The following is a 22,825-nucleotide window of genomic DNA, read 5'->3' on the forward strand; positions in this document are numbered from 1 at the left end:
AAAAAAATAGACGTGGTCCTAAATATACCGTAGGGGGGTATAAAGGGGAACAAAAGGAATGTGATAAAATATGTTCTGGCCGATAAATCCTCCCAAAATACAAATTACAACATTAAAACAAATTTCTGACAATACTTGCTAAATAGTCAGACATTGGCTAAACTATTAATGTATTTATGTGATATGTTATATAAGATTAGGAGTTATTATGATAAGTTTTGAATATTTCAAAAAAGAGAATTACAATAGGTTGTTGGAAATGCTTTTAGCATTTTTTACATCGCCAGCTCTTACAGATCCATTGGAAGAGCACATTGTAATTAATTTACTGGACGATATTTTAGAAGGAAAGCAAAATATTGATGGTATAGAGATATATTATGGGGACAAGTTGGTTGGTTTTGGTACTTTGACTTCATATTATGCGACTGAGGTTGCAGGGAAGACTGTGCAATTTGAAGATTTATATATAGAAGATGTATATAGGGGTAAGGGAATTGCGAGTGAGTATTTTTCTAGGATAATGGAGAAATATCCTGATGCAAAAAGATTCAGATTAGAGGTTGAGGAATCCAATCATAGAGCTATTAAGTTATATGAAAGACTTGATTTTGCCCCAATTTGTTATTTGCAAATGGTTAATGAGTAAAATATTACTTGGGAATTTTTAATTTATTGAAATTACCAAGTAGATATTTTTGTGTATTTACTTGGTTATTATTGATTTTAAAAATAACCAAGTATTTTTTTGATGAAATTTTGAGAAATTTACTTTGTTATTTTAAATAATTCAATTTACCAAGTAATTGCAATGAAATTTTTACTTGGTTATTTTGTTATTTCAATTTTACCAAGTAATTGCAATGAATTTATTACTTGGTTATTTTGTTATTTCAATTTTACCAAGTAAAACTATATAATTTACTACTTTGTAATTTTGAATATTTCATTTTACCAAGTAAATTTTTGTGGGAATGGTCCAAAATCGCAAAATATACATTTATCCTCCGCGCAGCGTCCATCCTCTAAACACTTTCCAATCCCAAAACCGTAGAAAAACCACCATTCCTCCTACAACTTCCAACCCCAAAACAGCAAAAAAACCACCATTCCTCCTACACTTTCCAACCCCAAAACGGCAGAAAAGCTCCATTCCTCCTAACAACTTCCTATACCTAAATACCCAAAAATCTCCATTCCTACAAATGCCAAATAACCACCTAATCCCTCATAAAAACCCCCAACCCTCAAAATCCCCAACTACCAAAACCCCCACCCCCCCAAAAAAATGTTTAGAAATTTTAGCTATATTCCAACATTTCAACCCGCTTCGATATGAAAATATTAAAAAATTATTAAGGAAGTTACAAATATGTAACAAAGTATACTTATTTGTAACTATTTTTACTTAAAAATTGCTATATTTTATTGAATTGACTATAATATAAACAGTTACAAAAAGATTACAAAAGTTACAAATAAATTAAATTAAGTACATATTATAGCTAGGAAGAAAGAGGTAGGAAATTGAACAAGAATTCATTAAAGAAAATTGGTTACACACTTTTAGCAACTGCAGTTGTATCAACATCACTACTGCCATCAATCTCAGATGCTGCTAATAGAAAATATAAATTAAATAAAAGTGTGAAGACTTTTATTAGTACAGATGACGCGAGTAGAGGCGTAAATGTACGTGGTACATATGGTGCTGGAGAGTATTTTATTTATAAGGAATTAAATGATTATGTAAATATTTCAAGATCAGAAGGTGTGCCAGGGGCTTGGGTTAAAAAGTCTGATAATGGAAAAACTCTTGTAGCACAGTCAAGTTCTAGAGTGGAAAAACAAGAAATTGTTACAGTGAGTGGCAATAAAGTTAAATTATCTTCACCTACAAAGATTTACTTTAGTGCAGATGATGCAAAAGCTCAAAGAAACAGCAGAGGTACATATGCTGCTGGTGAATATTATGTTTATAAGAAATTTAATGGTGCATACAATATTTCTAGAGTTGCTAATCAACCTGGTGGTTGGGTAAATAGTGTAGAAAAAATTGTGACTAAGGTTGAAAGACCAGTAGTAAAGGAAAATACATCTACTACTAAAGTTGAAAGTGGAAAATATAAATTAGATGGTTCAAAAGCTGGATATATAACAGCTGCATATGCAAAGAGTGGTAGAAATGCAAGTACAACTTTAGCAGCTGGAGAATACTATATTTATAAGAGTTTTGATGGTATGTTGAATTTATCAAAACAAAAGAATGTACCAGGTGCTTGGATAAATCCAAATTCTGGTGATTCATCATCAAAATTAAGTTCAGAAACAGATATAGTTACACCTATTTATTCTTCAAATATTGGACAAGAGATTGTAAGAGAAGCTAGAAAATATATTGGTTTAAGATATGTATTTGGTGGTTCAAATCCAGGTATGGGATTTGATTGTTCAGGACTTACATCATATGTGTTGACACAAGTTAAGGGTGCAACACTTGCAAGAACATCAAGAGGACAATCTCAAGGTGGTCAATATGTTAGTCCATCAAACTTACAAGCTGGAGATTTACTATTTTATGGTGATTCAGCAACAAATATTTACCATGTAGGTATTTATAACGGAAATGGTGGTATTATCCACGCTTCAGATTATGGAATTGGTGTGGTAGAAGTTTCATTAAATTCAAACTTCTTTAGAACTCGTTTCCAATTTGCAAAAAGATATTAAAAATAGAAAATATTAAAATGATTATTTATAATGGTGATTGTTAAAATTGAATATAAGATAGTTTAATCGCCAAATGAGTACCTTTTTTGAGATTAAATAATCATTACAAAAGTAGAGACTTTTATAGCGACTTAAAAAGTTGTTTTATATTAGTCTCTATTTTGTTTTTTAAATGAAATATATTATAATTATGATAAATACATATTTAAAGGAGAGAAAATGAGTAATCCAGTTTATGAAAAATTAGAAGTTGCATTAAAAGATATACAATCTAAAATAGATTTTAAGCCAGAGTTGGCGATCACATTGGGATCTGGTCTTGGTAAATTAGCTGATATAGTAGAAGTTGTTGATGAGATTTCTTATGATGAAATTGAAGGTTTCCCAGTGTCAACAGCACCTGGCCATAAAGGAAGATTTGTATTTGCAAATATTGAAGGCGTACCAACTGTTATCATGCAAGGAAGAGTTCATAGATATGAAGGATATAGTGCTTCTGATACCATTATGCCTACAAGATTAATGGGAATGATGGGAGCAAAGACTTTGCTTGTAACAAATGCAGCAGGTGGTGTAAATAAAAACTTTAGTATTGGAGATTTGATGATAATTAGAGATCATATTACATTTTTTGTAGAATCTCCTTTAATGGGAAGAAATATCGGGGAGCTTGGCACAAGATTCCCAGATATGACAGAAGTTTATAATAAAGAATTATCAGACAGAATTGAAGAAATTGCAAAAAATAAAAAGTTACCTATTCAAAATGGGGTATATTGTCAAGTGTCTGGTCCAGCTTATGAAACACCTGCAGAAGTAAAAGTAGTTGGTATACTAGGTGGTGATGCAGTCGGCATGTCTACTGCAATTGAAGCTATGGCTGCAAGACATATGGGAATGAAAGTGTGTGGTATATCTTTAATTACTAATTTAGCATCAGGTATTTCAGAAGTTGAATTATCTGAACAAGAAGTTATTGAAGCAGGGGAAAGTGCTTCTGAATATTTTATTGAGTTAGTTTTAGATTTTATAAAAACATTGAAATAATGAAATGATAAGGAAAGGTCTCTAGAGGTCATTATGAAAAATAATTTACAACAAGAGTTAGCCATAAATACAATTGATGGTCCGGTATTAATAATTGCAGGACCAGGTACGGGTAAAACTTACACATTAGTAGAACGTGTAATGCATATGGTGTCTGATTTAGGGATTGATCCTTCTGAAATTTTACTTTCAACATTTACAAATAAAGCAGCTTTTGAGCTATTAGATAGATTATCATTGAAATTTAGCGAGAAAAATATTAATAAAGATGTCAATGATATGTTATTGGGGAATTTCCATTCAATAGCGATAAACATTTTAAATGAATATATTGAATATACACCTCTAAAAAATGGATATGTACAAATTGATGAAATTGAACAGGCATATTTAATTGAATGCTATATCAACAAATTTAGAGAAATACAAGGATATGGTACTGTTATAAATCAAAAGCGTGAAGTAAAAGATATAGTGAAAATTGTAAATAAATTAGCTGAAGAAGGTATATTAGAAAGAAAATCAGATAATCCTGTACAAAATACTATTTTTCAAATAGCTAAAGTATATGAAGAAATACTTGAAATATACAATATGATTGATTTTTCACATATACTTTTGTACACATATAAATTGTTGAAAGAAAATGAAAATGTAAAATTAGCCTTAAATAAAAAGATTAACTATATAATGATTGATGAATATCAAGATACAAATATTGTTCAAGAGAAGATTATTGATTTGTTATTAAATGAAAACAACAATATCTGTGTTGTCGGTGATGATGATCAAAGTTTGTATAGATTTAGAGGGGCAACGGTAAAAAATATTTTACATTTCAATAAAAAATTTAAGGATACAAAAGTTGTTAAACTAATGCACAATTATCGTTCTGATGATAGTATAATCAAGTTTTATTCAAACTTTTTAAATGATTTAATCAATAAAAATCCTGAATTAAAACCATATCGACACAATAAATTACTTTTTTCAGATAGAGTTACTGATACAAATAAAGTTGTAAAAATTTATGAAAACTCTGAGGAAGAATGGATTGAAAAAACTACAAATTTTATTTTGGAATTAAAGAAAAATGAAGCGATAAATAATTTTAACGAAGTGGCTATTTTATTTAGTTCTATAAACAATGAAAGAGCAAAAAGACTCATTTCAAATATTAAGAAAAATGGTATTGATGTATATTCTCCAAAAACAAATACTTTAATTTCTCAGATAGAGATATTGAAATTAATTGGTGCTCTTTATTATTTATTTAAGAAAGTAATCGATAAAGAGGTAAATTACAGGGATAGAGATACACAAGTATTTTTAGATAGATGTTTAGATAATTTTTATAAGTCAAAGTTAAGATATGATGAGTTGGATGACTTTATTGAAAGAATGTCAGCCTATGTGACAGGGGATAAATTTCAACTAAGTTTACATGACATAGTTTATAGATTATTTGCTTATCGTCCATTTTATGACTATATGAATGAAGAAGAACGTGCTAAGAAATTATCACGTTTTATAGAATTACTAAATACATTTTCTTTAATAAATCAAATTTATTTTATTAATCAAGATAATATTATAGAATTTATAAATAGATTCTTCTATAGTTTTATCCGATTTATCAAAGATCAAAATGTAAAAGAATTTGAAGAAGATACTAAGATACCAGAGGAAAATTCTATAAGTGCGATGACCATTCATTCCTCAAAAGGTATGGAATATCCTGTTGTGATAATGGCTTCACTATGGGATAAAATCTATGATAGATATGAATCAAAATTAGACAATATCTTGGATAATATTTTGGCTGATTTTTCTGACAATGTCGACTTTGAGCCGATAGAATACGCCAATTTATTAGATTTTTATAGAAAGTATTATACAGGATTTTCCAGGGCAAAAAATTTATTAGTATTATCTGGACTAGAAAGTAGTTTTCAACCAATAAATGACATATTTTTAGATATCATTAATGAGTTAGATACGCCAAATATTAAAGAATTAAATATAGAAAGAGGACCTGTAAAAGAAAATAAAACTAGAAAATCTTATTCATACACCGTTGATATTGTGCCATTTAATGAATGTCCAATAGCATATTTCTATGAAAGAGAATTGAAATTTTCTTATCCAAAGACTAAGGGTTTATATTATGGTTCTCTAGTCCATGAAAGTATTGAATTTATCAATAAACAGCTAATAAAGAAAAATTATTTTGACAAGAGAGAGATTGCAAAATTGGTCACCTTAAATGCAAGACAGAAATTCTTGCATGGAGCTTATATGCTAACCAAAGAAGATGTGGATAAGGCTATAAATGAAGTAGAAAAATACTATGATTTTATTAATCAGTTTGGTCAGCCTCTTGAAAGTGAGCTGAATATTATATACTCTACTGACGAATATGTGCTAAATGGTAATGTTGATATGATAGTAAAAAGAGATGATAAATATCATATTATTGACTTTAAGACGGGAAATGCACCTGATGAATTTGGAAATCATCCATCTATGGTAAAGTATTTCTATCAAATTAATCTCTATGCTTATTTATTTAAGAAGACAAAAAATATTGATATATCTTCAATGTCATTGTATTTTACAAACTTACATGCAAAACAATCATTATACACATTTGAATTTGATAAAGCTAAAAATGAAGAATTAATGCAAAAAATTGATGATACAGTTAAAGAGATAGAAAATAGGAATTTTACATTTACAGATTCATGCAATAATCCTAATTCTCTTTTAAGATTTTTCTTAAATAAAAAATTTGAAGATAAATAAACAAAACTAGGTGATTTGCAATTTGTTAAATTACCTAGTTTTTTTATGAAAAAGCTGATTAATGGCGATAGATTTGATATAATAGACTTTATAGAATGGAGTTTATATGGATAAAAATCGTAAAATCACGTATTTTTTAGATATTGTAATGACCAGTGCAATTTCATTATTGATTTTATATACTGCACAAACTATTGGTTTTACAATGTTGTTTTTATTAGTACCATCAATAGTAATATTTTTAAAATATGGTCCTAAGGAGTTTATCGCCACATTGATTTTAACTTGTGTCGGATTAGCACTTTTTGTGGATTATTTAAGTATAGCTTTGATAATTGCTATAATGCTAGTGTTGACATTATTTATTGCAAATATGATAAAAAAGAATGAAAATATATATAAGATTATTTTCACAAGTTCAATGTTATTTGTATTACTTATATCTTTGTATATAATATTAGTTACTTACATTTACAATATTGATTTAGCGGTATTGATAAAAGATAGTACTAAACAAATAATTGATTCCTTTGAGAAGTTTATAAGCGAAGATATTAGGATAGATGCTGTAAATAACGAAATGTATATGAAGAGAGTTAGAGATTTGATAAATTACTCTATAAGCATTATACCTTCACTTATGCTTGTTTCAGGACTGGTATTTTCAACAACTAATACTATTGCGAGTGTTAATTTATTAAATAGGACAGAAGAAAATAGTTTTATTGAAATAAATAAAAAAGGGATAAATCTAAAAGATACGATAAAAAAATCAGTACTTTTAATGGCTGTAGTTTATTTTGTTATAATGATTTTGAACATAAATAATTCAGAAGTCATAAAGAATAATCTATCTTTTCTAGTACTATTTTTATTATTTATTAATGGGGTAAATGCCGCATATAACTTATTAAAAAACAAAATAGGGAAAATCACATTTATAGCAATTATGTTATTATTTGTAGTGTTTCTACAAGGATATACATTTGTAGCTGTGTTTGGAATGTTAGATTTATTCTTTAATATTAGTAAACAATTTCCCATAAGAAAGAGGAAGTAATGCTTAATAAATTCATAAATAAAGACAATATAAGCGATTGGATTGCTCCAATTGCCGTATTGATATTAACAGTGATACTATTAGCTTTAAATATTTATCTTGGTATTGTAGGTATCTTATTATTTACGATTACAGCATACAATGCGTATGATGTATATACAAAAAAACAAGAAGAGTTTAAAGACTATATCGATACATTAGATATTGCCTTTGAAGGATTTACAAAAAACGCTGTATTTAATATGCCATTTCCGATTGTTGTATTAAATAAAGATTCTCAATTATCGTGGTACAATTCTAAATTTAAGGAAATGGTAAAAGAAAAGAATTCATTAATTGATAAAAAAATATATAATGTAATTCCTGAAATAGAGGAAGAAGCATTATTTAACGAAGAACAAAAATTTACTTTACAATATGCACTTCGTACTTATGAAGTTCATATAAATGAAACTAGTGAAGACTTAAAAAGTCCAATGAAGATGTTGTATTTTGTCGATATAACAGAACAAGAGAGAGTATTTAGTAATTATGAAAATGAAAAATTAGTAATTATGAATATAAGAATTGATAATTTTGAAGAGATTAATACTAACACTCCTAGTGAGAGAAAACCTCTAGTTTTAGCGGAAATAGATAGTATAATTACTTCATATTTCCATAAATACGGAAGTCTAATCATCAAAAATGAAAATAGCAGATATTTTGCTGCATTATATAAAACAACTTTAGATGAAATGCTTGAAGATAAATTTAGTTTTGTAGAAAGAGTTAGAAATGTTTCACTAGGAAATACACTGGCTCCAACATTATCAATTGGTACAGGATATAATGAAGATAGCCCAAGACAAAATGAAAAGTCCGCAAATGGTGCACTTGATATTGCTCTTGGTCGTGGAGGTGATCAGATTGTATTAAAAACTGGTGATGAGATATTCTATTATGGTGGCAAAAATCAAGCTACAGAAAAGAGAACGAAAGTTAGAGCAAGGGTAATTGCTCATGCCTTATCTCAACTTATCTCAAAATCAGATAAAGTGATAATATCTGGTCATAAAAATCCTGATATGGACTCGTTTGGTTCGACATTGGGATTGTGGTATGCTGCTAAAACACAGAGCAAAAAAGCCTATATTGTTTTATCAGAAGTTACTCCAGCAATAGAAAATCTTTATCATTATGCTGTAAAAAGTATTGAAGATTTAGAAGATAGTATCATAACACCAGATGAAGCATTTGATTTAGCAGATCACTCTTCGTTATTTATAGTTACAGATAATCACAGAGCGAATAGTGTTGAAGAACCTAGAATCTTTGAAAAAACTGATACGGTTGTTGTTATAGACCACCATAGAAGAGGAAATGACTACATTGAAAATGCTATACTTAATTATGTAGAGCCATATGCATCTTCTGCATCAGAGCTTGTTACAGAAATGCTTATGTATATGAATGAAAAAGTCGAAATCAATAAAGTTGTAGCAGAAGGGCTATTGTCTGGTATTATCACAGATACAAAGAGATTTAATCAACAAACAGGTATAAGAACTTTTGAAGCGGCGGTTGTACTTAAACAACATGGAGCTGACACTTCGATAGTAAATAGCTTATTTAGCGAAGATTTAGAAACTATAAGAAATAAATCTGAAATTATTGCAAATTCAGAAATTTATGATGGAAAATATATCTTTGGATATTTTAATCATGATATAGATGAATCAACGCTTATCGCATCACAAGCTGCAGATGAGTTGGCAAGCATTCAAAATATGCTAGCATCATTTGTATTTACTCTATCAAAAGGGAAAGTTCATATATCTGCTAGATCCAAGGGTGATGTTTCCGTACAATTGATTATGGAAAAATTGAATGGTGGTGGACATAGAACTGTGGCTGCTACTCAATTGGATGTAAGCTTAGATGAAGCGAAAGAATTACTAAAAAAAGCAATTAAAGAATATTCTGAGGAGGAATAATGAAAGTTATATTAAAACAAGATGTTAAAGGATTAGGAAAAGAAGGCGAATTAGTAAATGCTAAAAGCGGACATGCGAGAAACTTACTAATTCCTCATGGAATGGCAATTGAAGCTACAAAAGAAAATATTGCAAAATGGAAAGAAGAAAATAAAAAGAGAAAAGAAGAATTCGAAGAAAATAAAGCTGAAGCAGAAGCTTTGAAAGGAAAATTAGAAAGCATTACTGTAGTTGTAAATAAAAAATCTGGTGATGACGGTAAATTATTCGGTTCCGTAACTTCTCAAGATATTTCAAAAGCTTTAGAAGAAAAAGGTTTTGATGTTGATAAGAAGAAAATTGAAATGTCAGATAATTTTAAAAATGTTGGCAATTATTCAGTAAATGTAAGAGTATTTCCAGAAATGGTAGCAAATCTAAAGGTAGAAGTTAAATCATTATAAAAATTAAAACAAGGTGAATAAAATGACAGAAGTTTACATTCCAAGTGATATAAAAACAGAAAAATCGATATTGGGTCTTGCAATTATTCACGATGATTTAGTAAATATTTTACTTGAAAAAATAGTAGCAAATGATTTTTATGATATTAGAAATCAAATAGTATTTAGAGCTATTCAAGCTCTAAATATGGAAGGTAGTCAAATAGATTTTGCCACAATAAACAATAAACTTGAGACTATGGGACTTTTATCAGAAGTTGGTGATGAAACATATATCATGAACTTAGTTGATGATTCGTATTATAGAGTAAATTATGAAGCTTATTTAAATATTGTAAAAGAAAAATCTATGTTAAGACAATTACTAACTTTAGGTAATGACATTACAAATAAGGTAGTAAATTCTAATTCTTCATCTGAAGAATTAATTGGACTGTTTTCAGAAAATTTATTTAAATTAAGTAGTTATGACAACAATGAAGGATTGGTAAAAGCATCAGAAACATTAGATGAAACATTCATTCATATGTTGGAAATGTCTCAAAATGAAGGAGATATTACTGGCATTACGACTGGTTTTAGAGATTTAAATAGGCAATTATCAGGTTTACAAAATTCAGATTTTATACTATTAGCAGCTAGACCATCCGTAGGTAAAACTGCTTTGGGAATTCATATGGGGGTAAATGCAGCATTGAGTGGAAAAAGAGTTGCTGTATTTTCTCTGGAAATGAGTAGAAGACAAATTTTGCAAAGAGTTTTATCTATTGTGTCAAATGTAGAATTGCAAAATATAATTTCTGGTAAAATTTCATCTGATGACTGGAAACTGTTATATAAAAAAGCTGAGAAAATCAAAGAAATTGATATGTATATTGATGATACAGCAAGTATTTCTTTAACCGAGTTAAGAGCAAAGTCTAAAAGAATGAAGATTGAACACGGTCTTGATTTAATTGTAATCGACTATTTGCAATTGATGACAACTGATGTTGGAAGAAACGAAAATAGACAACAAGAGATTTCAAATATTTCTAGAGGCTTAAAAGCATTAGCAAAAGAGTTAAACATTCCAGTGTTAGCTCTTTCTCAATTATCTAGAAAATCTGAAGAAAGATCAAACAAGAGACCGATGTTATCCGACCTTAGAGAATCAGGTGCTATTGAACAGGATGCGGACGTTGTAATGATGCTATATAGAGATGATTATTACGATGAAGATGCAGAAGAGCAAAATACTATTGAAGTAATAGTTGGTAAACACAGAAATGGTCCGACAGGTACAGTAAAATTATTCTTCAAAAAAGAAAATACGAAATTTTACGATTTGGACCCTGACTACAATGAGTAATTTAGAGTTTAAATGGTCTCCTTTAACTTTGGAAGACGGTGATAAATTAAAGGAATGGACTTCTTTTGAAAGTCCTTTATTTGTAGGCTATAACTATAATAATCTAACAGAGAGAGAAAAACAGTTTTGGTATATCTCAAAACAAAAAAGATTTAATTCATCTTATTTTTCGATTTATGTTGGAGATGAGATGATTGGGTATATCGGTATTAAAGAGATAAATAAATTATTGAAAACAGCGAAACTTGGTATAGTTTTTGATTCAAAATGGACTTCAAAAGGTTATGGAAGTGCCGTTTTAAAAGATTTTCTTGATTACTATTTTAATGATTTAAGAATGAGAAGATTAGATTTAGAAGTAAATTCATGGAATGATAGAGCGATAAAGCTATATAAGAAATTTGGTTTTAAGATTAATTCATCAAAATATATAGAATTTGAAAATCAAAGATTAGATTTATCTAAACCAGAATATATAAAATATAAAGACGATTTTATTGAAAAAGATGGTAAACTTTTTACAAAAATATATTTAATGAATCTAAAAAGACAGGAGTACTTTGATGAAATTTGAAATAGAGAATAATTTTCTTGATTTAGGGACAACTCCAATTGAAAATATGTTTATTAACACATTTCTATCAAGAGCAAATGATGTACAAATCAAAGTATATCTTTATGCTCTTTCAAATGCATACTCTGGTAAAACTGATCTAACAAATGAAAATATTGCAAGAGAAATGGGGCTTACAGAAGGACAGGTAGTAGATGCTTGGCAATACTGGATAGATGAAGGTGTCGTTGAAAGAAAAAATGATAGCTATATCTTCAAGTCAATAAGATTTCAATATATTGACTCCATGTATGATATTACAGGTGAAAATTATATTTCGAAAACTACAGATAGTCCAGAATCTGACCAAGAACTTTACGATAATAGCGAAGAGGCGGTACAGTCAAGGACATTGATTGAAAATATTGAAGAATTTATAAGCTCGGGATCTGATACACCAATACAACTAGATCCAAGAGAGATTAGAAAAGTTTTACAAACAATGAATGATTTCAATGTTACTCCTGATTTTATGTCTTATGCATACATGATGGCATCCAACGTGAGAGGAATAAAGGCTGTTGATCCAATCATGGCTACCATTAGAAATTGGATGATTGATGGAGCGACTGATATGGAAAAACTAGAACTTTATCTAACTCAAAAGTCTGAGGCTAAGGAAGAGAAGAAAGTTGAAAAACAAAACTATTCTTCTGAAAAACCAAATAAAGACAGTCTTGCTGCTTCGGATAATCGAATGACTAGAGAAGAAAGATTAAAATTTGTACAGGACAAAATGAAGAGAAAACTTCCTATTAAAAAGAAAAGGGAGGATTGATGAAGACGGTACAAGAAATTTTAGAAGATAGAAGACGACAAAATGAAATAAATTTAGAAAAACGTAGACATGAAGTTTTTGAAAAAGTACCTAGGATTGCTGAAATTGAGAAACAAATTACAAAGAAAAATCTAGAGAGAATACGAAATTTAGTGCATGATGCCAATACCGATAAAATAACTGCTGAAATAGAGGTATTGGAAAAAGAAAGAGATAATCTTTTAGAAAAAAACAATTTTCCTTTAGATTATTTAGAGATGAAATATCATTGTGATATTTGCAAGGATACAGGTGTTGATGGTACAAAAATTTGTTCTTGTAGAAAAAGAATAAAAATAGAACAATTATTTGAAAATAGTGAGATTGAGGAAATCTTGAAGACGCAAAATTTTGATAATTTTGACTTATCACTATTTAGACGAGATAGACAGAATGGTGAATTAATAAGCCCATATGAAAATATGAAGGAAATAAAAGAAGAACTTTTTGAATATGCGACAAATTTCAGTGATGAATCATTAAATTTATATTTATTTGGACCCGTTGGTACGGGTAAAACATTTATGATAAATTGTATAGCAAATGAAGTTCTAAAAGATGGCCATTCAGTAGTTTATCTTACAGAAACAGATTTGGTTAATGAGGTACTAGAATATAAATATGCTTTTTCAGAAAAGAAATCAGAGTTACGTCCAAGATTTGATTCGATATTTAATTCTGATTTGTTAATAATTGATGATTTGGGATCAAACCCAATAAATGAAAATTCGAAGTCTGCAGTATTTGAAGTTATTAATAAAAGATTGGTAAAAAAATTACCAGTAATAATATCGTCAAATCTAAATACTGAACAGCTTAGAGCGAAATATGATATGAGAATTTACTCGAGAATTGTTGGCGAATACTTTTCAAGACATTTTTACGGAAATGATATAAGGATTAGCAAATGGACATCATATTAAGAGACGATTATGCAAAATTGTTAAAGTATAATTTGGAAGAATTAAAAATACCTTATGACATTATTATCGAAAATGCTGCGATAAAGATATTGAAACATATAGATTTATCTATAAGGGAAACTTTTGCTATAATTTCGGGCATTACAGAAAATGGTGCAATAGGGCTTGCTTGTGCGAGGCTTTTGAAATCGGAAAAGAAATATGTCGAAGTTTATATTGTGGATAATAAAGACCAAGCGACAGAGCAGTTTAAGAAACAATTAGAACTCGTAAAAAACTTAGAAATAAAGATTAGCTATTTAGAAACATTAGAAGAGTTACAAAATTTATCTTCTGATTTAAATAGAGTAAATACAATAATTGATGCCATAAGCGGTAGAGAATTTGAAGCGAATTTCAAAGGAACTACCGAATACATAATTGATTGTATCAACAAGTCTAGGATCTACGCCATATCCGTTGATTTACCAACAGGGATGGATTTTGATACGGGAAAAACTCATTTTTTAAGAGTGGATAGCGACTTAGTTGTTACATTTCATAAAATAAAAAAAGGCTTAATAGACAATAGTAGATTTGATGTAGTAGTTGAAAAAATAGGATTATTTGAAAGAGGACGAAATGTTAGACATAAAACTTATTAGAAGTGATAAAGATAAAGTAATTAAAGCGTTAAGCAAAAGAAATGGTGATTTTCCTATACAAGAAATCATTGAACTTGATGAAAAAAGAAGAGAAATAATTACAGATGTAGAATCAAAGAAAGCAGAACAAAATCAAGTTTCTAAATCTATACCTGAATTAAAAAAATCAGGACAAGATGTTACTCCAATTTTTAAACAAATGAAGGAATTATCTAAAGAAATAAAAGAATTAGATGAAAAATTAAAGGAATTAGATGAAAACATTAAAAATAAATTAATGTACATTCCAAATTTACCTAATGAAGAAGTTCCTTTAGGAAAAGATGATAGCGACAATGTAGAAATCAGAAAATATGGTGAACCACGTACATTTGACTTTGAGCCAAAAGCTCACTGGGATTTAGGTGTTGATCTTGGTATTTTAGATTTTGAACGTGCAGCAAAAATTACAGGAGCAAGATTCTCTATATTTAAGGGAATGGGTGCAAAACTTGAAAGAGCTATAGCTGATTTCATGATTACTACTCATACTGAAGAAGCTGGTTATACTGAGCTTGGTGTACCTTATATGGTAAATAGACAATCAATGATTGGTACAGGACAACTACCAAAATTTGAAGAAGATGCATTCCACTTGCCAAGTAAAGATTATTTCTTAGTACCAACAGCGGAAGTTCCAGTAACAAATTATAGAAAAGAAGAAATATTAGATGTAAAAGATTTACCAATTAAATATACAGCATTCACTCCTTGCTTTAGACAAGAAGCAGGATCTGCAGGTAGAGATACTAGAGGTTTAATAAGAAACCACCAATTTGATAAAGTAGAGCTTGTTAAATTGGCTAAACCAGAAGATTCATATGATGAATTAGAAAAATTGACAAATGATGCAGAAAAGATATTACAATTATTGGACATTCCATATAGAGTTGTATTGTTATCATCTGGTGATTTAGGATTTTCATCAGCAAAAACTTATGATATAGAAGTATGGATGCCTTCATATGGCAGATATGTGGAAATTTCCTCATGTTCAAACTTTGAAGATTTCCAAGCAAGAAGAGCAAATCTAAGATATAGAGACGAAAATGGAAAGCTACACTTTGTCCATACATTAAACGGTTCAGGTTTAGCAGTAGGACGTACATTTGCAGCAATTCTTGAAAATTACCAAAATGAAGATGGAAGCGTAACAATACCAGAAGTATTAAGAAGATATTTTAACAAGGATAAAATTACGAAATAAGGAATCATTAATGAAGAAAGAAAATAAACGTATTGTACTTACTGGTGGGGGTACGACTGGACATGTCTCTGTAAATTTAGCATTAATACCCATGCTAAAGCGAGAAGGATGGGATATTTACTATATCGGTTCAAAAAATGGTATAGAAAGAGAATTAGTCGGGGATATTGAAGGTGTAAAATACATCCCTATAGCAACTGGTAAATTAAGAAGATATCTATCATTTCAAAATATTTTAGACGTCTTTAAGGTTATTGGTGGTACAATACAATCCATATTTAAAATAATGAAAATAAAACCTAGTGTTATTTTTTCAAAGGGAGGATTTGTTTCAGTACCGGTACTTGTTGGTGGATGGGTCAATAGGGTGCCATCCGTAACCCATGAGTCCGACCTAACACCAGGACTTGCAAATAAACTTGCGCAACCATTTGTAAACACAGTATTTACAACATTTCCAGAAACTGAAAAATATATAAAATCTGGTAAAGGTAAGTTTTTAGGTCCAGTTATTAGAGAAGACTTAATTGGTGGAAATAGTGCCATTGCGAGAGAATGGTTAGGCATAAAAAACAACAAACCTACTCTTTTAGCGATGGGGGGATCCCTTGGAGCACATTTCATTAACCGATTTATAAGAGAAAACATTGACTTTTTAACTGAAAAATACAATGTCATTCACGCCTGTGGAAAAGATAGCCTTGATAATTCAGTAGTTAGGGATGGATATTACCAATTTGAATACATAAAAGAAAATCTAAAACATGTATTCGCCTTATCCGACACAGTCATCTCAAGATCTGGTTCCAATGCAATCTTTGAATTCCTATACTATAGGATTCCAATGATACTTGTACCATTGCCAACGTCACAATCAAGAGGCGATCAATTTGATAATGCAAAATCCTTCGAAGAAAATGGCTTTGGAATAATGGCAGATGAAGACAAAACATCAAATGAAGAAATGCTTGCTCTAATCGACAAAGTCTACAACGATATGGACCTTTATAAAACAAACATGTCTAAATTTAACTTTGATGATACCGTAAAAGTAATATATGATAAATTAGTTGAGATAAAGAAAAAATAGAATATAATAAGAGGAGCTGTTATAAAATAACTTTTTGGTTATTTTGTAATAGCTCCTTTTAGATTCAAATATTTTTACTAGAGATATACTAGTAAATTTATGTATATAAATTGATTTTATTTTAACTATATGCTAAAATTTTCTTGATACTAATGTTAATAATTTAAAATAAGGAATTATTCATATGCAGAAAAGAAATAAATATTTTAGTTTTGTAATATTCGCTATTTGTCTACTTTTATCGGCTTGTGTACATAAACACAAGAATTCAGAAGTGATTAATAAAGATGCTAAATACGTCACTTTATCTACAAATAGTTCTAAGGTTGATTTGAGATCAATATTTAGTTTCTATGATAAAGATGGGAAATTTTTAGAAAGTAATAGATTTGATGATTTAATATTAAGTAATGCTATAGAATTTAAAGACAATATATATTATTACGGTTCCAAAGGAATTATAAAAATTGATAGAAATAAAAATACTATCAAAAAAATCTTAGATACTTCTTCAGATAACATTGATGAGGAAGAAGGTATTTTATATTACAATGTAAATGAAGACTTTGTTGAATCTTCAAAATTTGATAATAAATCCAAAATTTGTAAATTTGAAGAGAAAGAATGTGTAAGTTTTAATAAAATGATACATGGTTTTAAGGTGTTGAAAAATAATTTATATATTATCTTAGATTCGCTGCAATCAGATGATGAAACTTATACATTGAGAGTTTATGACTTTAACACAAAAAAAATATTAAACGAATATAATGTGCCAAAAGGTACTGATTTGCAGAAAGCAGATAATAAAATTTATGTAATAGAATCGGGAAAGCCAGCTTATGAATATGGTAATAAAGAAAATATACTATCTAATGATGAATATATTAATAATTTATTCTTTAACAAAAATAATAAGCTAATTATGGAAAAATATAAACATGAAAATGGAAATTCTTTTTTATCATTATATAATTTTACAGATAAAAAAGAAGTTGTAAAAATCAGTGATGGAGATGGTATGTATTATACACCATATTCTGATACAGTGATATCAATGGATACAGCGAATAATAAATTTACTGACTTAAGTAATAATAAAACAATCGAGCTAAAACAATTCAATAACTATAAGACTTTTAATGCTCTTCCTTTAGAATAATGTAAATTCTAGTTCAAAAAGTGGGTAATAGACGATGATAAATGTGAAAATTAAAAAAATCCTCGTACAAAAAACGTGGTATAGACGATGATAAATGTGAAAATCAAAATTATCCTCGTTCAAATGTCTAAATTCCTACGATGATAAATTCGAAAATTGAGAAAATCCTCGTACAAAAAACGTATAATAGACGATGACAAATTCGAAAAGCAAAATTATCCTCGTCCAAATGTCTAAATTACTACGATGATAAATGTGAAAATAGGAATTATCCTCGTAAATTTTTAGAAACAGTTAAATTTCTATTCCAACACTAGTAAAATCCATTAGCAAAAGTAGTTTTTGAGACTAAAGTATAAAAAAATGACCAGTTCCCTTATTTTTTAAGGGTTCTGGTCTTAAAATTGTTTTTAGCGTCAGATATTTCATCAATACCTAATGGATGTCTTCCACAATATAGTGATAAACAATAAATATTTTGGACAATTATCTATTCAAATTTCATATCTACCAATACTTCAACTACATCCTCAAGTTTCATTGATCTAGAGCCTTTTACAAATACAATTGAATTTTTTGATACAATATATTTTGCTTTGTCGATTAATTTATCTTTTGTATCAAAATAAAATACTCTTGTCGGTAGGAAATTCTTCACAGCTTCATTGTAAATATATTTACTCAATGGTCCATATAATAATAAATAATCAATTTTTGTTGGATCGATTTCTCGTCCTATTTGTCTATGAAGTTCAATTTCGCCATTACCTAATTCTAGCATATCAGCGAGAATGGCGATCTTTCTACTATACCCAGTTAATAGTTCTAGTGTTTCTAAACCAGATCTTAAGGATTGTGGATTTGATTTATAGCTGTCATTAAGTATGTCAAATCCATGGCAAGACATAAGTTCAGATCTCATCTTTGTTCTGTCTTTTTTATTTAAGCCTTCTTGTATGTCAGTGTCGGAGATTTCAAAAAGTTCTCCGATAATATATGCAACAGTAGCGTTATAGACTTGATGTGTACCAAGAAGTTCGATGCTGAATTCTTTGCCATTTATTGAGAATTTTGTACCAAATTGACTTGATTTTAATATTTTGATGACATAATCAGAATCTTCATTCATACCATAAGAGATGACTTTTTTATCCATATCAATTTTCTTAAACTCGGATTTTAATATTTCATCATCATTGTTAAATAAAAATATACCATCCTCTTTAAGTCCGTCAATAATGTGTAATTTTTCAATAGCAATATTTTCTTTTGTTTTTAATTGCTCAAGATGTGAGTCGCCAATATTTGTAATGATTGCTATGTCAGGACTTGCCATCTTTGTAAGTGCTTCAATTTGTCCAAATCCATCAGTGCCCATTTCTACAACACCAATATTGGTATCTTTACTAAAGCTTAGTAAGGTTCTTGGAACACCAATTTCATTATTAAGATTACCAAAAGTCTTTTTAACAGAATATTTTGATTCTAAAACATTTGAAATAAGATCTTTTGTAGTTGTCTTTCCGTTTGAACCAGTGATACCAATTATCTTAATATCTAAACTAATTCTATAATTTTGTGCAAGATTTGTAAATGCTTTATTGGTGTCATCAACCCAAACAATAGGTCTTTCGTCACTATCTTCAATTTCTCCACGTTTTGAAAAGGTGGCAATAGCACCTTTTTCAAACGCGTTATCTATAAATAAATGACCATCAAGTTTTTCGCCAATGATTGGCATATACATTTCACCTTCGAAAATTGTACGAGTATCTATTGAAATTTGGCTAACATTCAAATCATTAAATTTTTCATTATTTACAACTCCACCAGCTAAATCGGCAATTTCTTTTAATCTAAGATTAATCATCTATATCCTCTCATTTGCAAGTTGTATTAATTCATCTAATAAGGTTTCGAAACTTGTACCATCTGTAGCTTCCCATAAATCAGCGGATAGGGAAGAAGGAGTCATACCTGGGAATGTGTTGATTTCATTCACAAAGAAATCGTGATTTTCATCCATAAAGATATCAACTCTTGCAAACCCTTCACAACCAGTAGCTACATAGGCATCTGTTGCAAGTTCTCTAACTTTCTTTTCATCTGTAATATTTAATTTGTGAGGTACATTTCTCACTAGATTTTTATCGTGATATTTTGCAGTGTAGTCGAAAATTTCTCTTTCAGTCGCATAAGAACCAGCTAAAGAAGCCTTAGGATTTTCGTTTCCTACTACAGAAATTTCTAACTCTACACCATTCATTTCTTCTTCAACAAGAACTTTATTGTCATATTTAAATGCTTCATCCAAAGCTTCAATTATATTTTCTCTAGTCGCCTTAGATACACCAATTGATGAGCCATTGCTTGCTGGTTTAACATAAACATTTTCTCCACATTTATCAAAAATATTTGAAATGATAGAGTCTTTTTCTTCATCTCTTAGATATCTATGTTTTGTCACAACAAAATATTTAGCTTGAGGAATGTTATTTAATTCAAGCAATTCATTTGTAAGTGATTTATCAAAACAAACAGCTGATGAAGCTATTGAGTTACCAACAAATCTATAGCCAAGAGTTTTTATGAAACCTTGTATTTGTCCATCTTCACCAGTAGTACCATGGATAACTGGGATGATCATTGGATCATCTAATTGACTTATAAAATCAATGAATTGCATAATGGATTCTGGTCTAGTCAAATATGCTTCTCTAATTAAATCTTCCGGTTTTTCTAATTTGTCTTCAATTTTACCAATAGGAACAAATTTTCCTTCTTTAGTAATATATGTTGATGAAATATTGTATTTTTCTTTATTAAGATTATCAATTATATTTTTTGCTGATCTTAATGAAATTTCGTGTTCGGTGCTTTCTCCACCACATAAAATATGAATATCCACTTTTCCTCCTAAATATGATAATAACTACGCCCAGTTACCATCTTTAAATACAGGAACTTCAGTGCCATCATATTTTTTACCTACGATGTTTAAATCTTTAGTACCTATCATAAAGTCTACATGTATAATTGAGTCGTTTACATTATTTTCTAATAATTCTTCAGGTGACATTTCATTTCCACCTTTAATTGTTGTTGGATATGCAGCTCCAAGCGCGATATGACATGATGCATTTTCATCGAATAAAGTATTATAGAATAATACATTTGAATTTGAAATTGGACTGTCATAAGGAACTAGAGCAACTTCACCAAGTCTTTTTGATTTATCTCCATCTTGATTTAATATATTTTCTAGAGCGCTTTTACCAACTTTTGCGTCAAAATCAACAACTACACCATCTTTAAATTCAACCCAGAATTCATCGATAACATTACCATTATTTGCTAATGGTTTTGAAGAATAAACTCTACCATTTACAAAATTTCTATTTGGCATTGTGTACACTTCTTCAGTTGGCATATTTGGTACAAATGTTTCACCCTTTCTATTTGCAGTATATGCAGCTCTCCAAATGTGTCCTTTAGGTAATCCAATAACTAAATCAGTACCATTTGAAGATGTATAATGTAATGATTCAAATTCCATTTCATTTAACCATTTTGATTTTGTTGTTAAAGTTTCAATATTTTTATTCCATGATTCGATAGGATTTTCTTTATTTACTCTTGTTGTTTCAAAAATAGCTTCCCATAAATCATCTACAGGATTTTCACTATTTGGGAATACTTTTTTAGCCCATCTTTCAGTTGGTGCTGAAATAATTGTCCAAGAAGTAATATCATTCATTCTAAAGTTTTTAAGTGGTTGCATCTTTGTTGCTCTAGCTTGTTCAACTTTAGCAATCTTATTTGGATCAACATCTTTTAATAATTCTGGATCAACAGCCTTAATGAATATTTGTTTTAAATCATTTTTTAATAAAGTTTCATACTTTTCATATTCATAATCAGGAACATTTAACGCTTCTACTGGAGCATAAGTATAATTTAATAACTTAACTTCATCATCAAAATATGTAACGATAACTTTTTTAGCCCCTGCATCATATGCTTTTTGTACGACTTCTCTTGCTAAATTAACTCTTTCAACTGGAGTTTGTACTTCTACAATATCTCCTTTTTGAACATTAACACCAATCTTTACTGCTAGTTCAGCTAGCATTGAAATTTTTTCTTGTAAACTCATTTTCTGCTCCTTACGCCCAATTACCATTTTTAAAAATTTGTATTTCTGTACCATCTTTTTTTATACCAATAATATCTAAATCTGGTGTACCAACCATGAAATCTTCGTGCGCTAATGAATCATTCACACCATGTGCTGCCAATTCTTCATCGCTCATATTTTCACCATTTTTAATTGTTGTAGGATATGCCTTGCCTAAAGCCAAATGACATGATGCATTTTCATCAAACAATGTATTGTAGAATAAAATGTTTGAATTTGAAATTGGACTATCATATGGAACTAATGCTACTTCTCCTAGTTTTCTAGCTCTTTCGTCCTTATCAAATATAGATTGCAATGTTTCTTTTCCAACTTTTGCATCAAAATCTACAACCGCGCCATCTTTAAATCTTAACCAAAATTCATCGATAAGATTTCCTTTATATATTAAAGGTTTAGAAGCATATACAATACCATTTACACCATCTTTATGTGGAAGTGTAAACACTTCTTCAGTTGGCATATTTGGTACAAATTCTTCACCCTTACTGTTTACACTTGATGAAGCAGTCCATATATGCCCCTCAGGTAATTCAATCTCTAAATCAGTTCCATTTGAAGCTTTATATTTCAATGTCTTCAAATCCAAATCATTTAACCAATTAGCTTTAATAGATAATTTTTCAATATGTTCTTCCCAAGCTTTGACAGGATCTTCAAGATCAACTCTTGTTGTTTTAAAAATAGCTTCCCATAAATCATCTACAGGATTTTCACTAT

19 protein-coding genes are annotated in these 22,825 nt (G+C 29.3%); 15 read left to right on the forward strand and 4 right to left on the reverse strand.

Features of this window, described 5'->3' with window-relative positions; genetic code table 11:
* Positions 1-208 precede the first annotated feature (208 nt).
* From HMPREF9709_RS01370 to HMPREF9709_RS01440, 15 genes are all read left to right on the forward strand, one after another.
* Positions 209-649: a GNAT family N-acetyltransferase gene (locus tag HMPREF9709_RS01370; protein WP_005397202.1), complete on the forward strand. Its 441-nt coding sequence runs from the start codon at positions 209-211 to the stop codon at positions 647-649.
* 878 nt (positions 650-1,527) lie between these two features.
* Positions 1,528-2,730, forward strand: a complete 1,203-nt coding sequence (locus HMPREF9709_RS09460) for a C40 family peptidase (RefSeq protein WP_005397204.1) — start codon at positions 1,528-1,530, stop codon at positions 2,728-2,730.
* A gap of 219 nt (positions 2,731-2,949) precedes the next feature.
* Entirely contained in the window at positions 2,950-3,777 is an 828-nt protein-coding gene (locus HMPREF9709_RS01380; RefSeq protein ID WP_005397206.1) for a purine-nucleoside phosphorylase, read from the forward strand.
* 33 nt (positions 3,778-3,810) lie between these two features.
* Positions 3,811-6,582 carry an ATP-dependent DNA helicase gene (locus HMPREF9709_RS01385; RefSeq protein WP_005397208.1) on the forward strand — a complete coding sequence of 924 codons (2,772 nt, stop codon included), beginning with the start codon at positions 3,811-3,813 and terminating at the stop codon, positions 6,580-6,582.
* A gap of 106 nt (positions 6,583-6,688) precedes the next feature.
* Positions 6,689-7,642 (forward strand): DUF2232 domain-containing protein, encoded by a 954-nt coding sequence (locus HMPREF9709_RS01390; RefSeq protein ID WP_005397210.1) that lies wholly within the window; start codon positions 6,689-6,691, stop codon positions 7,640-7,642.
* Positions 7,642-9,618 (forward strand): DHH family phosphoesterase, encoded by a 1,977-nt coding sequence (locus HMPREF9709_RS01395; protein WP_005397212.1) that lies wholly within the window; start codon positions 7,642-7,644, stop codon positions 9,616-9,618. Before HMPREF9709_RS01390 ends, HMPREF9709_RS01395 begins: the two co-directional genes overlap by 1 nt.
* Positions 9,618-10,061, forward strand: coding sequence for a 50S ribosomal protein L9 (gene rplI / locus HMPREF9709_RS01400; protein ID WP_005397214.1), 444 nt, complete (start codon positions 9,618-9,620; stop codon positions 10,059-10,061). Before HMPREF9709_RS01395 ends, rplI begins: the two co-directional genes overlap by 1 nt.
* Positions 10,062-10,083: 22 nt before the next feature.
* Positions 10,084-11,412, forward strand: coding sequence for a replicative DNA helicase (gene dnaB, locus HMPREF9709_RS01405; RefSeq protein ID WP_005397215.1), 1,329 nt, complete (start codon positions 10,084-10,086; stop codon positions 11,410-11,412).
* Positions 11,405-11,986 (forward strand): GNAT family N-acetyltransferase, encoded by a 582-nt coding sequence (locus HMPREF9709_RS01410; RefSeq protein WP_005397217.1) that lies wholly within the window; start codon positions 11,405-11,407, stop codon positions 11,984-11,986. The genes dnaB and HMPREF9709_RS01410 overlap by 8 nt, the downstream gene beginning before the upstream one ends.
* Positions 11,976-12,803 (forward strand): hypothetical protein, encoded by an 828-nt coding sequence (locus HMPREF9709_RS09465; RefSeq protein ID WP_005397219.1) that lies wholly within the window; start codon positions 11,976-11,978, stop codon positions 12,801-12,803. The genes HMPREF9709_RS01410 and HMPREF9709_RS09465 overlap by 11 nt, the downstream gene beginning before the upstream one ends.
* A complete protein-coding gene (locus HMPREF9709_RS01420; protein ID WP_005397221.1) occupies positions 12,803-13,765 on the forward strand; it encodes an ATP-binding protein in 963 nt (320 codons plus the stop codon). The genes HMPREF9709_RS09465 and HMPREF9709_RS01420 overlap by 1 nt, the downstream gene beginning before the upstream one ends.
* Positions 13,750-14,409 (forward strand): NAD(P)H-hydrate epimerase, encoded by a 660-nt coding sequence (locus HMPREF9709_RS01425; RefSeq protein WP_005397223.1) that lies wholly within the window; start codon positions 13,750-13,752, stop codon positions 14,407-14,409. Before HMPREF9709_RS01420 ends, HMPREF9709_RS01425 begins: the two co-directional genes overlap by 16 nt.
* A complete protein-coding gene (gene serS / locus HMPREF9709_RS01430) occupies positions 14,387-15,655 on the forward strand; it encodes a serine--tRNA ligase (protein ID WP_005397225.1) in 1,269 nt (422 codons plus the stop codon). The genes HMPREF9709_RS01425 and serS overlap by 23 nt, the downstream gene beginning before the upstream one ends.
* 10 nt (positions 15,656-15,665) lie before the next feature.
* The gene (locus HMPREF9709_RS01435) at positions 15,666-16,745 is read left to right on the forward strand and encodes an undecaprenyldiphospho-muramoylpentapeptide beta-N-acetylglucosaminyltransferase (RefSeq protein ID WP_005397227.1); all 1,080 of its coding nucleotides are present in this window, start codon (positions 15,666-15,668) and stop codon (positions 16,743-16,745) included.
* Positions 16,746-16,929: 184 nt separating this feature from the next.
* Positions 16,930-17,907 (forward strand): hypothetical protein, encoded by a 978-nt coding sequence (locus HMPREF9709_RS01440; protein WP_005397229.1) that lies wholly within the window; start codon positions 16,930-16,932, stop codon positions 17,905-17,907.
* A gap of 490 nt (positions 17,908-18,397) precedes the next feature.
* Here the strand turns inward: HMPREF9709_RS01440 and HMPREF9709_RS01445 are convergent, their stop codons facing one another.
* From HMPREF9709_RS01445 to HMPREF9709_RS09765, 4 genes are all read right to left on the reverse strand, one after another.
* A complete protein-coding gene (locus tag HMPREF9709_RS01445; protein ID WP_005397230.1) occupies positions 18,398-19,777 on the reverse strand; it encodes a UDP-N-acetylmuramoyl-tripeptide--D-alanyl-D-alanine ligase in 1,380 nt (459 codons plus the stop codon).
* Entirely contained in the window at positions 19,778-20,815 is a 1,038-nt protein-coding gene (locus HMPREF9709_RS01450) for a D-alanine--D-alanine ligase family protein (RefSeq protein ID WP_005397231.1), read from the reverse strand.
* A gap of 24 nt (positions 20,816-20,839) precedes the next feature.
* Positions 20,840-22,063, reverse strand: a complete 1,224-nt coding sequence (locus HMPREF9709_RS01455) for an aminopeptidase (RefSeq protein ID WP_005397232.1) — start codon at positions 22,061-22,063, stop codon at positions 20,840-20,842.
* A gap of 10 nt (positions 22,064-22,073) precedes the next feature.
* The coding region (locus HMPREF9709_RS09765) for an aminopeptidase (RefSeq protein WP_005397233.1) at positions 22,074-22,825 on the reverse strand (752 nt) is incomplete at its 5' end.

Source organism: Helcococcus kunzii ATCC 51366, from assembly GCF_000245755.1.
Lineage (GTDB): Bacteria > Bacillota > Clostridia > Tissierellales > Peptoniphilaceae > Helcococcus > Helcococcus kunzii.